Origin of the sequence: Cognatundibacterium rugosum (genome assembly GCF_014284365.1) — a bacterium.
GTDB classification, from domain to species: domain Bacteria; phylum Pseudomonadota; class Gammaproteobacteria; order Burkholderiales; family Burkholderiaceae_D; genus Undibacterium; species Undibacterium rugosum.
Genome location: NZ_JACOGG010000004.1, coordinates 231,175 through 245,380 on the forward strand (window position 1 = coordinate 231,175; position 14,206 = coordinate 245,380).

A 14,206-nucleotide genomic window follows, 5' to 3' on the forward strand; every position below is an offset into this window, starting at 1 on the left:
GTCGCGCTGCACTTACACTGCGGATTCGTGACTGCCAGCCAGGCTTAGCGGATCTGATCGTCTTCTTGTGATAATCGCTTTTTTACTGTTCGCATGACACTGAATCAACTCTTATTTCAATTTATCCGGCGTCATTGGCGCCAGTACTGGCTGGCAGCAATCATGCTGGGGGCAGTGGCGCTGCTGTCGGTCTGGATACCGCGCCGCGTGGGTGTCGTGATAGACGGCATGGTTGCTCATCAGCTGCAGGGACAGGCTTTGCTGACTGAACTTGCGTATCTGCTGCTAATGGGGTTGGCCATCTATTTTTTACGGGTAGGCTGGCGCATGCAGCTATTCACCACCTCCTATCAACTGGGGGCTGAATTACGTACGCGGCTATATCAGCGCCTTAGCCTGCAAGGACAGGACTTTTTTCAAAAGCAGCGTACCGGTGATCTGATGGCGCTGGGCACCAATGACGCCGATACCATAGAGCTGGCTGCTGGTGAGGCAGCATTGGCAGGCTTCGATGGCAGCCTGACCTTCGCACTGGTAATAGGCATGATGCTGATCGGCGTAGACTGGCGACTGGCACTGGCGGCGCTGTTACCTTTCCCCTTGATGGCGCTGGCCTTCCGCCGTATCACGCATCATATTCACGAGGCATCGCGTGATGCCTTGCAGCGTTTCAGTCATTTGAATGATCAGGTTCAGGAAACCCTGGCCGGTGTGCGAACGGTAAGGGCTCTCGGTCTGGAACAGCGCAGTGCGCAGCAATTTGCGCTGCTGGCAGAACAGGCGGCGCAAGCCAGCCTGAGCGCGCAGCGCTGGGAAGCCGCGTATGAACCCGCAGTGGGTCTGGCGCTGACCTCGGCAGGCGCATTGACGCTCGCGGTCGGCGGCTATCTGGTGTGGCACGGAGAGATGACGATAGGCGCGTTGACCAGTTTCAGTATGTATCTGGGCCAGCTGATCTGGCCCATGTTTGCAGCGGGTTGGGTGCTGGCCCTGATGGAGCGCGGCAAAGCCGCCTGGGCCAGGCTGGAACCAGTGCTGAATATGGAGATCGCGGTCAGTAACCATGGCCAGCTGAGCACCACACCAAACGGCGTAATCAAGGTACAACAACTCAGCTACCGCTATCCGGGCCAGACCCATGCTGCACTGGACAATGTGAATCTGCACATCGCACCTGGTCAGACGGTAGGAATCGTCGGTCCAACCGGGGCGGGCAAGTCCACCCTGATCCGCTTATTACAGCGACAGATAGAAAGCACGCAAGGAAAGATCATCTGGGGCGATCAGCCTATTGCTGACTACTGCTTGCCTACGTTACGCTCCGCAATTAACTGGGTTGCACAGGAACCTTTCCTGTTTTCTGCCTTAATCGCCGACAATATCGCGCTGTCCAGACCGGACGCCACGCGTGAGCAAATCATGCGTGCAGCGACACTGGCATCGGTACACGAAGATATCATGCGCTTTCCGCAAGGCTATGACACACCGGTCGGTGAGCGTGGCGTCACTTTATCCGGTGGCCAGCGCCAGCGCGTGGCAATTGCGCGTGCACTGCTGACTGACAGTCCTTTGCTATTACTCGACGATGCGCTGTCGGCAGTGGATACCGATACCGAAACCCGTATCCTGCAGCATTTGGCCACACTCAGAAAAACCCACGAGCAGCGTGCGGCAGTCATCGTCAGTCATCGCCTCAGCGCTGTGGTGGATGCCGATCACATCATCGTGCTTAAAAACGGCCAAATTACGGAACAAGGCACACATGCCCAATTACTCGCTCAGCCACATTGGTATGCCTCGCAATGGCGTTATCAGCAACTGGAGGCCAGCCTGAATGCGATCTGAACACCCCAACCCTATATCAGCAAAGTCTGAAAAAAAACTCGCCGTGCAACTGCTGGTTCAGGCCGCACAGCCTGAACGCAATCAGGTCCTGACCGGCGTCCTTTTCCTGTTGCTCGCAGCCGGACTGGAAGCCTTAGGGCCCTTACTCGGTAAGGCCTTCATTGATCATTATCTGTTACCCCGCCAGATGGAATGGGGCATGATCGGCTTATTGCTGCTGGCATACCTGTTCACCGGCTGGGGTGCGACCGGCTTACGCTATCTGCAACTGACGCGGCTGGCGGGCGTCGCGATGCGCTCGGTGCGGCGCTTACGCGAACAGGTCTATCAGCATGTGTTACGTCTGCCTATGGCCTACTTCGACAAGGCGATGACCGGGCAACTGGTCAGCCGCGTAACCAACGATACCGAGGCAGTCAAGAATTTGTATGTACAGGTTTTATTCGTGATGCTGGACAGCTCCATCGTGGTGCTTGGTGCGCTGCTGGCCATGGCCTGGCTGGATTGGCGTCTGATGCTGATCGTAATGATGTTAATTCCCACGGTGGTGCTGATCGTCTGGTTTTATCAGCGCTGGAGTGCGCCCGCCGTCACACGTGCACGGCAACTGCGCAGTGAAATCAATGCTCAGGTCGCAGAAAGTATACAGGGCATGGCAACCCTGCAGGCCAGCAATGCTGAACGACGCTTTGGGGAACGCTTCGGGCACACCAATCAATTACATTATCAGGCCAGGCTGGATGAGTTAAGGGCCAACTCCTGGTTGCTGAGACCTGCACTCGATCTGATGAATACAGGTCTGCTGGTGATCGTCATTTTTAGTTTCAGTCAGCGCAGCTTTTCAGGCATAGAAATAGGCATTTTGTATGCGTTTGTCAGTTATATCGCGCGCGTGGTGGAGCCACTGATACAAATTACTTTGCAGTTTGGGCAGATACAGCAAGCCGTTGTGTCTGCAGCACGCGTCAATACGCTATTGGCAGAAACCCTGACTGCCGATCATAGTTGCCAGGCACAGATGTGCAGCGGCCGGGTCGATATCGACGGGCTGCAGTTTGGCTATGATGCGGACCATCCGGTACTGCATAACATCCATCTGCACATTCCATCCGGTCAGTTTTTCGGCATTGTCGGTCACACTGGCAGTGGCAAATCCAGCCTCATGAGCTTGCTGCTGCGTTTCTATACAGCGCAATCTGGCAGCATCCGTATGGATGGTCAGGATATTGCCGGATTTTCCGAAGCTGACTTTCGTGCCGCAGTCGGTTTGGTGCCACAGGAACCCTTTCTGCTGGCGGCCAGTGCTCGCGAGAATATCGCCATGGGCCGTGACATTCCCGAAGCAGAATTGATCGCCGCCGCCAAAGCCGCGCATGTACATGACTTTATTCTTCAGCTGGAACAGGGCTACGACACCCAGCTTGGTGAGGGAGGCGCACGTTTATCAACGGGTCAGAAACAGCTGATTGCGATTGCGCGCGCACTGGCTGGTCAACCCCACATCCTGTTCCTGGACGAGGCAACTTCGCATATAGACAGCGAAACTGAGCAAATAGTCCAGGTAGCGCTCAATGCACTCAGAGGTAGCGTCACCATCATCGCCATCGCCCATCGCTTGTCCACTATCCGTGATGCCGATAATATCGTGGTCCTGAATCATGGCCGTATCAGCGAACAAGGCAGCCACGCGGCATTAATGCAGATAGAGCAAGGCATCTACCAAAAGCTGTATCTGCTGCAAACTTTAGAGGAATAAACCAAGATGAAATGGATCGCTGCCGTATTGGCATTGCTGGGCGTCGTCGCAGGGGCTGTGCTGGCCTATGTGTTTCTGGTGCTTGCCCCGAATCTGCCAGCGCTCGATGCGGTAACGGATTATCGTCCCAAAATCCCGTTGCGCATTTACACAGCAGATAATGCGCTGATCGGTGAGTTCGGTGAAGAACACCGCGAATTTGTACCGATTAAAGATATCCCTGAGCAGCTCAAAACTGCACTGCTGTCGACCGAAGATGCACGCTTTTACGATCATAGCGGTATCGACTTTATCGGTGCCGGTCGTGCCGTATTGGCCGATTTACGCGGTGGGTTTCATCAGGGTGCCTCCACCATCACGATGCAGGTGGCCAGAAATTTTTTCCTGTCACAGGAAAAAACTGTGAACCGCAAACTCAAGGAATTATTACTCACTACCCGCATTGAGGCCGCACTCAGCAAAGACCAGATTCTGGAACTGTATATGAACCAGATTTATCTGGGGCAGCGTACACATGGCTTCGCTGGGGCAGCACGCACTTACTTCAATAAATCTCTGAATGAGCTGAGTCTGGCGGAATCGGCAATGCTGGTCGGCATACCAAAAAATCCGGTAAGGCATAATCCAGTCAGCAATTTTCAGAAGGCCAAACAAAGACAGGAAGTGGTGCTCAAGCTCATGCTCAACCGTGGCGTGATTACCGAAGCTCAGTACGACCAGGCTTTGCATGAAAAAATCACTGTAACCGGCAAACAGATTTATGACACCCATGCTGACTATGTCGCTGAAATGGTCAGACAGACAGTGGTTGAGGAATATAAGGATCAGGCCTATACCAGTGGCATCAAAGTCTATACCACGCTGTTAAAGGCAGATCAGGAAGCTGCCTACGAAGCGGTGCGTCATCATGTCATGGCCTATGATCAGCGCCATGGCTACCGTGGTCCGGAAGCCTTTATCCAGTTACCGGCCGATGAAGATGAGCGCGATGATGCAATCGATGAGGCTTTACGCAAACATCCTGCCAGCGATAAGTTACAGGCCGCCGTTGTGACCGAAGTCAGCACCAAAGTCGTCAAAGCCGAGCTGGCCAATGGCGACACGATAGTGATCGATGGTGACGGCTTGAAATTTGCCGCCGCCGGATTGCAGGCCAAAGCTAAATCTGACATGAAGATCACACCTGGTGCACTGATCCGTGTGCTGCAAGATCAGAAAAAACGCTGGAGTATCACGCAGTTGCCGGAAGTCGAAGGCTCATACGTGGCACTGAATGCAGAAACCGGCGCTTACCGGGCGTTGGTAGGTGGCTTTGATTTCAACCGTAAGAAATTCAATCATGTCACCAGCGGCTGGCGTCAGCCCGGCTCCAGCATGAAGCCCTTCGTGTATTCTGCCGCGCTGGAACAAGGCTTTTCACCTGCCACGCTGATCAATGACGTACAGTTATCAGCCACCTCAGAAGAAGCGCTGCGCTGGGATCCGCGCAATGACGATGGCAAATATGATGGCCCAATCACGATGCGAACCGCATTGGCAAAATCGAAGAATGTCGTTTCTGTGCGTATTCTCAAGGCAGTTGGTGTCAGCAATGCGCAAAACTGGATCAGCCACTTTGGTTTCAGCAAGGATAAACATCCGGACAATCTGACGCTGGCCCTGGGAACTGGCTCAGTCACACCACTCCAACTGGCGACCGCCTACGCGGTATTTGCCAATGGTGGCTATCAGGTGCAACCGAATCTGATCACCAAAATGACGGATAGCAAAGGCAATGTGCTGAAATCCTACCCTGCGCCAGCCATAGCGCAGGATGTTGACCGGGTGATCGATAGCCGCAATGCCTTTATCATGGATGCCATGTTACGTGAGGTCACACGCAGTGGTACCGCCGCATCCGCCAGCGTCAGGCTGGGACGACATGATCTGGCCGGCAAAACCGGCACCACAAGCGATGCTGTTGATGGCTGGTTTGCCGGTTATGCCGGGAATGTCGTGGCCGTCGCGTGGATGGGTTATGACACGCCCAAATCATTGGGTGGACGTGAATTCGGTGCGACGCTGGCCTTGCCAATCTGGATAGATAGTATGCGTGCTGCGCTGACAGGCAAGCCGGAAATCCAGAGAGCGCCACCGGAAGGCATCAGCAATGCCGAAGGCGACTGGATGTATGCTGAATTTCTGAACGGCGGTGGCGTGCGTACGCTGGACATGAATGAGGTGGCGCCAGCCACACCAGTCTCAACGACGAATCAGGCCGGCACTGCGCAATAGGATGCCTTCTGTATCCGTGGCTATCCGCAGCCATCTGGAATCATCAGCAAAAAAAAACCCACAGCACGCTGTGGGTAAATATCCTGACCTTTGGAGGAGAAGCAGTAGGACGATCGCATTGTAGCGAAACGGCATGACAAGAGGATGACATGCCGGCTGCTTCTTCATGTCAGAATTCAGGCAGCACAGGCAAGCGCATTTGTTTCTTGTTGTGCGCGCAAGGCAATAAATCCGGTATCCAAATCATTGATCAAATCTTCCACCGCTTCCAAGCCCACATGCAGACGCAGCATAGGTGCAGCCCATTTCTGTGGATTGATCGTACGGTAGGATTGCGGATTGGTTGGCAGGATCAGACTTTCATATCCACCCCAGCTAAAACCAATCCCAAATAAGCGGGTACGGTCGATCAAGGCAGCAACCTGCTGCTGTGTAATATCAGCGCGGAATACTGCGCCCATCAGACCACAGGCATACTCAGCACGGAAATAACGTTTCCATAATTCATGACCAGCCGCACCTGGCATAGGCGGATATAAAACTTCTGCCACTTCCGGCTGATCACTCAACCAGCGCGCGACGATTTGCGCACTGTCGCGATGTACCGCCAGGCGGGCTGCCATGGTACGTAAGCCGCGCAACGCGAGTGCCGCATCGTCGCCACCAATCGACATGCCCAGTTGTTTATAGGTAGCACGTACACGTGCATGCAATGCTTCGTTAGTCAGAATCGCCCCCATCAAGGCATCTGAGTGACCAACGATGTATTTGGTGGCGGCATGGATGGACACATCAATACCCAGCTCAAAAGAAGACCAGCCTATCGGCGTGGCCCAGGTGGAGTCCGATACGACCACTGCGCCTGCTGCATGCGCGACGGCTGCAATCGCAGGAATATCCTGCACCTCAAAAGTCAGCGAGCCTGGTGACTCAACAAACACCACCTTGGTTTCCGGCCGCATCAGGCTGGCGATGCCAGCACCGATCAGCGGATCGTAGTAAGTCGTGCTCACGCCGATTTGTTTGAGTAAGCCATCACAGAACTGGCGGCTAGGATCATAAGCCGTATCGACCATCAGTAAATGATCGCCAGGGCCCAGCAGCGCCAGCAATGTGGTGGTGATCGCCGATAAGCCTGAGGAAGTCAGCATACAGCCAGCCGCGCCTTCCGCGGCACATAATGCCTGCTCCAGCGCCATCGTCGTCTCGGTTGCGTGACGGCCATAGCAACTGCGGGTGCCATACGCATCCTGCAAGGACGCACAGTCAGGAAACAGCATGGTCGACGCACGTACCAGTGGCGGATTGACCGGGCCATGATGGCTTTTCCCCTTGCGACCTGCATGGGTCAGGCGGGTGGCAGTGTGCAGGCTGGTATCGTGCGGGTTCATACGGTCTCCTCAATTCAGTTTGTTTTCAGCAATGACTTAGTGTGCTGTCACAGAGGCTTACATCCTACCTATCCTGCCAGGAAATTTTTTACCAATTTTCCGTGTATTTCATGTTAAATTAAGAAAAATTTTCTAATATTTAAAGAATATGGACAAAAAAGACCTAGAAATTCTGCATTTATTACAAAAAGATGCGTCTATCGGTATGGCAGAACTGGCGCAGGCCGTACACTTGTCTGTCACGCCCTGCTGGCGTCGGGTGCAAAAAATGCAGGAGGATGGTGTGATCCGTCAGCACGTCGTGCTGTGTGATCCGGTACGTCTGAATCTGGGGCTGACGGTCATGGTGACGCTGAAAGCGGCGCGCCACAATGAACAATGGATGCAGCAATTTATCAGCGGAGTAAAAGACATACCGGAAATCGTGGAAATCCTGCGTATGAGTGGTGATATCGACTATCTGTTAAAAGTCCATGTACCGGATATGGCGGGTTTTGATCAGGTCTACAAAAAACTGGTGCGTGTCGTCGACCTGCAGGATGTGAGTTCGAGCTTCGTAATGGAAGTCATTAAGAGCACCACTGCCCTGCCGCTGGATTATGTGAACATCAAGGCAGCACGGCAGACTTAAACCAGTAGCCCCTAGCCGCGGAAGCGATAGTGTTCCTGCGTGAACAAATCTATCCCGCACTGCAGATTTTCTATCCAGTCCAGGAAAGCATGGATGGCTTCTTTACCCTGGAAGTAACGGCCGTGCTGAGGCACCAGCATGTCCACGTCCATACCGCGCACCATATTCGCCCAATAACGACACACCTTATTCGATACCATGTAGCGCTTATGGAAACCGCTCATGCTATGTAATTCCTGGTAAAACTCGTCTTTGCTGGTGATAGGACGTTCGATATCCTTGGCGTCCACCATGGAGGCGCCCATATCGCCGGAAAACAGGATTTTCGACTTGCTGTCATAAAACTGGAAATTGCCTTCAGCATGCAAAAAGTGCGCAGGCACCGCGTGTATCACGGTATCACGCAGGTGTACCGGCATGCCTTCATCGGGGATGCCGATAATACGACCTTCAGCCCGGTTCAGATTACAGAAATGCGGTACGAAGCGTGCCCACAGTTTAGACACATATAAATTACATTCCGTGCTGAATAACCACTTGTCGAGCGCACCGATAATGTCAGGATCCTGATGCGAAGCGAACAAATACTTTAACTGCTGCTTAGGCAAGTATTTATGCATCGCCAGCACCAGCGAGTTATACGTCAGGTGACCGGAAGGATCGATCATCGCACCTTCGCCGTCGGACACGATCAGAAACTGATTAGCCTGCACAGCATGATCTGCCGCATCGTCCTTGATCAGATCATTAAACATGATACAGACATGTTTTCCGTCGTTATAAAGCTCGATAGCCAATTTTTCTCCCCGCTGCTCTGTCATCCAAAATCGGACATTTGATTGTAACCATTACTACACAAGCAACGTTGACTTACATCAAAACGATGATTGTAGGAAAAAGATACTTCACCATAAAAAACGACCACCGCAGCGGCAGCTGAGGTGGCCTCAAGAGGAGCACAACTTCAATGTTCAAAACGTACCTTGCAGTGACAGAGACAACAACTTGGAATCACCAAAGAAAGGATAGGGGTAATGTGACTTGTCTTTAGAAATATCGTATTGCAGTTTCAGTGCCATGTTTTTACGGAAGTCCCAGCGCAAAGACAGATAATGCGATTGACGTGCTTCTATCGGCTCGGTCACTGTTGTGTATTGCGAGTAGGTATACATCGGCGTCCAGGCACCGAAGTTATAACCAATACCAAACAAGGCGTACTTATAGATATTGTTAATCCCCTTAGACGCATCCTTTTGTTCGAAACGGTCAAACTCCGATTTGAGCAGCCAGTTTTTGTAATCCATATTGATGGATAAGCCCATAATCCGGGTCGGCTGATCTTGCAGCAGGAAGGTAGTGCCAGCGACCGGATCATTTTGTGACACGGTTTCTTCATGCCGCATCATCATCGCGCGCATGTCGAAAATCCCATTATTGACACTAACGGAAGCACCAAGAATTTTTTTCCATGCATCATTGGTCGGCGTGGTGTAGTACAAGCGCGTGTAGTAAGGATTATTATCCGAGGTAAAGCTGCCCGCCCACGCAGTGGCCGTCATCGCCCAGTCAGACTGCCCCAACTGATGACGATAACTGACGTTGCCGCCATCGTAGGCGTAAATCGGCCAGCCATATACATCCGGAGCAGGACGCGACCAGGGATAGGCATAACCGATATACAGATAATCACTGTAATAATACAAAGGAATCCGGAAGCGTCCAGCCTGAAAAGTCCAGTCAGATTCCGCACTCGGTTGCCAGCTCAGATAAGCCCAGTCTACGGTTGGGCGTGAACCTTTGTTCGGATTCAGCGTGCGCATCACGACTTGCGCTGTTGCGGACAAGGTAGGTGAAAATTCTTTTTTCAATTGCAAACCCAGTAGCGATTCCTGATCCAGTTGCCAGCCCTTGGATTTTTCATATACCCCGGTGTATTCCCAGTTCTGTATCGAACATGGGCATTGATATTGCTGATAAGTCCAAGGGGTGGAACTGCCCATTGCCGAACCACTGAGTACCTTACCTGCAGTCAGATTATAAAAACCGCTCAGTTTGAGCGAACCGCTTTCATCCAGATCAATCGCTGAAGCCAGACCTGGCAACAAGAGCATGGCACACACTAACTTCTTCATCGCTATTCTCCTTATCTTGATGTCAGTCCAGCAGATCACGGTACGATGGCGACAACTTTGACGCTGTCGTCGACCGCAGATTTTTCTATATAACCCATCGCATTTGGGGTTTCACTGACATACTTCTTCACCTCAGCACTGGATTTGAACTCTTTCGGTGCTTTGGCTTTTCCCGTGAAAAGCAGTTTGGACCAGATGGCTTGTACCTGAGCCGGATCTTTATCCAACACTTTTTTATAAAACTCCGCACGCATCGGTGAGTTTTCTGCGAGCTCCACCGGTGCAAATAAATTAGAGCCGCCCAGATAAAATTGTGCGACCTGATTCAGGAACAATTTAGTGGCAGGATTTTCTTTATTGACGATGATGACCATCTCAGCGTGGACTGGCATGCTCAGGCACCCCACCACGATCACAGCAAGCAAACTCAGATATCGGCACTTCATGACTCATCCTCCGGTAAAAACTGCAACAGCAGAACAGGACTGACAATGAGGCTATTTCAGGGGAAATTCGGGTGGGGAAACAGACTACGGGTATACAAAATCACGCCGTCCGGAAAGGCAAAAAACGATGCGATGACCCGGGCTAACCTGCTGATTTCAGTCTAGTCATGCTGATTGGAAATTCCCAATTTGTTTATTGCGAACGTTAACTTTCCGCAACGGAACAAAAAAAAGCAGCAGGGGAGGCCAGGCTCCGCTGCTGCTTTTCGCATGATGACAAAGGAAATTAAATCAGATTTTTCCAAATCGCTGTGGTGGGCGCCGCCTGATTCAGGGAATAAAAATGCAAACCCGGCGCGCCGCCTGCCAACAAACGTTCACACATACTGCTGACCACATCCAGCCCAAAAGCCTTGATCGATGCACTGTCATCGCCGTAGCTATTGAGCTTCAGGCGTATCCATCGAGGGATCTCAGCGCCACACATTTCTGAGAAGCGCTGTAACTGGCTGCTATTGGTGATCGGCATAATACCGGCCAGCACAGGCACATCCACGCCCAGCTTGTGCGCCTCTTCCACAAAGCGGAAATAAGCGTCCGCATTATAAAAATACTGGGTAATCGCAGAATTCGCCCCCGCCTTCACTTTGCGTACAAAGTTTTGCAGATCATCCTGCGGCGAACGTGCCTGTGGATGCATTTCCGGATAAGCTGCCACTTCGATATGAAACCAGTCACCGGTTTCAGCACGGATAAACTCAACCAGCTCATTCGCATAGCGGAACTCGCCACCCATGCCATAACCGCTGGGTAAATCACCACGCAGTGCAACCAAACGACGGATATCATGCGCCTGATATTGCTGCAGAATCTGACGTATCGAGTCACGGGTACCACCAACGCAAGATAAGTGTGGAGCCGCTTCAAAACCCTCACGCCGGATATCGACCACGGTATCGAGTGTACCTTGCTGGGTAGTGCCACCGGCACCGAAAGTCACGGAAAAATATTTAGGCTGCAACTCAGCCAGTTTGTTGCGGGTAACGCGCAGTTTCTCCACCCCTTCAGCGGTCTTAGGCGGAAAAAATTCTATGCTGAAGTTATGTTGATTCATGATTTTTGCAAAAGTAAAGTCGAAAGCGTCCAGGAGATCACGCTGTATAACAAGGCGCCACCCACTGCGGACCAAAAACCGGCTACATGGAAACCATCCACCATGCTCGCTACCCCCCAGAACAGCAGGCCATTAATCACAAAAATGAATAAGCCCATGCTAATCACTGTAACTGGCAAGGTCAGCAACAACAGCGCCGGACGTAATACAGTATTGGCAAAACCCAGCACCAGCGCGACTAACAGCGCTGTACCAAGACTATCCACAGTCACGGTATGCATCAGATAGGGAAGCGCCAGCAATGCAAGCGCATTCACCAGCCAGATAGCGAGCAGACGCATAGCATCTCCTGTAAAAAAAATCCCCGGTCTGCGCTGACAGAGCGGGGAAAGGTTCAGATCTTAATAACGATAGTGTTCCGGCTTGTAAGGGCCTTCTTTTTTCACGCCGATATAAGCAGCTTGTTCATCGGTCAGTTCACTCAGTTGTGCATTGAGTTTTTTCAATTGCAGACGTGCGACTTTTTCATCCAGATGTTTCGGCAGAGTGTACACGCCGACCGGATATTGCGTATTGTTGAGGAAGAGTTCGATCTGGGCGATCGTCTGATTCGCAAACGAAGAGCTCATTACATAGGATGGATGACCAGTACCGCAACCCAGATTCACCAGACGGCCTTCGGCCAGCAAGATAATGCGTTTGCCATCAGGGAAAATTACATGATCCACTTGGGGTTTGATGTTTTCCCAAGTGTACTGCTTGAGCGAAGCCACATCGATCTCATTATCAAAGTGACCGATATTACAGACGATGGCCTGATCCTTCATCTTCTGCATATGGGCGTGCGAAATCACGTGGTAGTTACCTGTGGTGGTCACAAAGATGTCGCCATGTTCCGCTGCATAATCCATGGTCACCACGCGGTAACCTTCCATCGCTGCCTGCAAGGCGCAGATAGGATCGATTTCTGTGACCCAGACCTGAGCAGACAGAGCACGCATCGCTTGCGCAGAACCCTTACCAACATCACCGTAGCCAGCGATCACCGCGACCTTACCCGCGATCATCACGTCAGTGGCGCGTTTGATACCATCCACCAGCGATTCGCGGCAGCCGTACAGGTTATCAAATTTCGATTTCGTGACGGAGTCATTGACGTTAATTGCAGGGAAAGCCAGCTTGCCTTCTTTATGCATCTGGTACAGACGATGTACACCAGTCGTGGTTTCTTCGGTCACGCCCTTGATCTCAGCCAGGCGCTTAGAGTACCAGTTCGCATCGGTTTTCAGATGGGATTTGATTGCATTGAACAGGCAGATTTCTTCTTCTGAGCCTGGATGATCGAGTACAGAAATATCTTTTTCTGCACGGGTGCCTAGGTGCAGCAGCAAAGTCGCATCACCACCGTCATCCAGGATCATGTTGGAATAACCACCGTCGGTCCATTCAAAAATGCGGTGCGTGAATTCCCAGTATTCATCCAGGTTTTCGCCTTTGAATGCGAATACCGGTGTACCGCCAGCTGCGATCGCTGCCGCCGCGTGATCCTGGGTGGAGTAAATATTGCAGGAAGCCCAGCGTACCTGTGCGCCCAGTGCATTGAGTGTCTCGATCAGCACTGCGGTCTGTATCGTCATATGCAGCGAACCGGTGATGCGTGCGCCTTTGAGGGGCTGGCTGGCAGCGAATTCCTCACGGATCGCCATCAGGCCAGGCATTTCTGTTTCAGCGATCTGAATTTCTTTACGGCCCCAGTCAGCCAGGCTGATGTCGGCGACGAGGTAGTCTTGATGTGCTGTTTGAGTAGTCATGATGGCGGCGTTCTCACGCCCTCCTTTCTAAAGAAAAAAGTAACGTGAGCGCAGTTGTGGTCAGCAAGGCCGGAAATTTGTTCATTTTTTGCATCATCAGAAACAAGAAAGGCAAATGAAAAGCAAACTACCGGCTTACGCCTGTGATTCCAAGCCTGGCGGAAAAGAGATTTCCGTCGCAACGCTCCTTGGAAGCTGGGAAGTATAGCGCAGCTCAGGGTTTTCTGCATAGCAAGCTGAACTGCACGCAGTATGTATGCGAAGCCACCCCAGCCGAATTTTTGCTTTTGGTCGTACAAATCAGGTACAAACCGCTGTAATCCCGCTGCAATACCGCTGTAAAACAAAAAAGGATGCCATGTGAAGTGACCCCATTTAGTTGGACAGCTTGATAGTTACGTGGCCAAGGGCTGATTCCTGTATTGAACAGGACTCAGCCCTTTTAATTTCAGTTTTATACGGTCATGATTATAGTAGTGGATGTAGTCAGCCAATCCCTTCTCCAGCTCCTCGACGTTGTTGAATTTGGTCAGGTAATAGTATTCCGACTTCAATACAGCAAAGAAGCTCTCCATCGCTGCGTTATCCAGACAGTTCCCTTTGCGCGACATGCTTTGCGTCACCTGGCGCTGTTCCAGTAAGCGCCGGTATGCTGGCATTTGATATTGCCAGCCCTGATCGGAGTGCAGTATCGGACGATCTCCAGGCTTTAACTTGCTCCATGCGCTCGTCAGCATTTCGCTGATCATCTTAAATACCGGCCGCCGTGACGTGTTAAAGGCAATAATTTCTCCGTTGTATAGATC

General features: G+C 51.9%; 12 protein-coding genes and 1 riboswitch. Of the genes, 4 read left to right on the forward strand and 8 right to left on the reverse strand.

Annotation, left to right across the window (positions count from 1 at the left end; translation table 11 throughout):
- Positions 1-93: 93 nt before the first annotated feature.
- From H8K47_RS05695 to H8K47_RS05705, 3 genes are read left to right on the forward strand one after another with little or no spacing between them, the layout of a single operon-like run.
- Positions 94-1,845, forward strand: coding sequence for an ABC transporter ATP-binding protein (locus tag H8K47_RS05695; protein ID WP_186880452.1), 1,752 nt, complete (start codon positions 94-96; stop codon positions 1,843-1,845).
- On the forward strand, positions 1,835-3,601 hold the full coding sequence (locus H8K47_RS05700; protein WP_186880453.1) for an ABC transporter ATP-binding protein: 1,767 nt from the start codon (positions 1,835-1,837) through the stop codon (positions 3,599-3,601). Before H8K47_RS05695 ends, H8K47_RS05700 begins: the two co-directional genes overlap by 11 nt.
- Positions 3,602-3,607: 6 nt before the next feature.
- Positions 3,608-5,875: a penicillin-binding protein 1A gene (locus tag H8K47_RS05705; RefSeq protein WP_186880454.1), complete on the forward strand. Its 2,268-nt coding sequence runs from the start codon at positions 3,608-3,610 to the stop codon at positions 5,873-5,875.
- A 176-nt stretch (positions 5,876-6,051) separates the two neighbouring features.
- Here the strand turns inward: H8K47_RS05705 and metC are convergent, their stop codons facing one another.
- Positions 6,052-7,266, reverse strand: coding sequence for a cystathionine beta-lyase (metC, locus tag H8K47_RS05710; protein ID WP_186880455.1), 1,215 nt, complete (start codon positions 7,264-7,266; stop codon positions 6,052-6,054).
- 148 nt (positions 7,267-7,414) lie between these two features.
- Between metC and H8K47_RS05715 the strand changes: the two genes are divergently transcribed.
- Positions 7,415-7,897: an Lrp/AsnC family transcriptional regulator gene (locus tag H8K47_RS05715; RefSeq protein WP_162020627.1), complete on the forward strand. Its 483-nt coding sequence runs from the start codon at positions 7,415-7,417 to the stop codon at positions 7,895-7,897.
- Positions 7,898-7,908: 11 nt separating this feature from the next.
- Here the strand turns inward: H8K47_RS05715 and H8K47_RS05720 are convergent, their stop codons facing one another.
- The 7 genes from H8K47_RS05720 to H8K47_RS05750 all read right to left on the reverse strand — a co-directional run.
- Complete coding sequence (locus H8K47_RS05720; protein WP_186880456.1) at positions 7,909-8,694, reverse strand: oxygen-binding di-iron domain-containing protein; 786 nt, start codon at positions 8,692-8,694, stop codon at positions 7,909-7,911.
- Between the two features lie 174 nt (positions 8,695-8,868).
- The gene (locus H8K47_RS05725; protein ID WP_186880457.1) at positions 8,869-10,029 is read right to left on the reverse strand and encodes a porin; all 1,161 of its coding nucleotides are present in this window, start codon (positions 10,027-10,029) and stop codon (positions 8,869-8,871) included.
- Between the two features lie 35 nt (positions 10,030-10,064).
- Positions 10,065-10,475, reverse strand: a complete 411-nt coding sequence (locus tag H8K47_RS05730) for a type 2 periplasmic-binding domain-containing protein (RefSeq protein WP_230405124.1) — start codon at positions 10,473-10,475, stop codon at positions 10,065-10,067.
- A gap of 286 nt (positions 10,476-10,761) precedes the next feature.
- Positions 10,762-11,589, reverse strand: a complete 828-nt coding sequence (gene metF, locus H8K47_RS05735) for a methylenetetrahydrofolate reductase [NAD(P)H] (protein WP_186880458.1) — start codon at positions 11,587-11,589, stop codon at positions 10,762-10,764.
- Entirely contained in the window at positions 11,586-11,930 is a 345-nt protein-coding gene (locus H8K47_RS05740; RefSeq protein ID WP_186880459.1) for a phage holin family protein, read from the reverse strand. The genes metF and H8K47_RS05740 overlap by 4 nt, the downstream gene beginning before the upstream one ends.
- 60 nt (positions 11,931-11,990) lie before the next feature.
- Positions 11,991-13,400 carry an adenosylhomocysteinase gene (gene ahcY / locus H8K47_RS05745; protein ID WP_186880460.1) on the reverse strand — a complete coding sequence of 470 codons (1,410 nt, stop codon included), beginning with the start codon at positions 13,398-13,400 and terminating at the stop codon, positions 11,991-11,993.
- A 39-nt stretch (positions 13,401-13,439) separates the two neighbouring features.
- Positions 13,440-13,596: riboswitch (S-adenosyl-L-homocysteine riboswitch) on the reverse strand.
- A gap of 199 nt (positions 13,597-13,795) precedes the next feature.
- Positions 13,796-14,206: IS3 family transposase (locus tag H8K47_RS05750; protein ID WP_186880461.1), on the reverse strand; the 411-nt coding region annotated here is incomplete at its 5' end.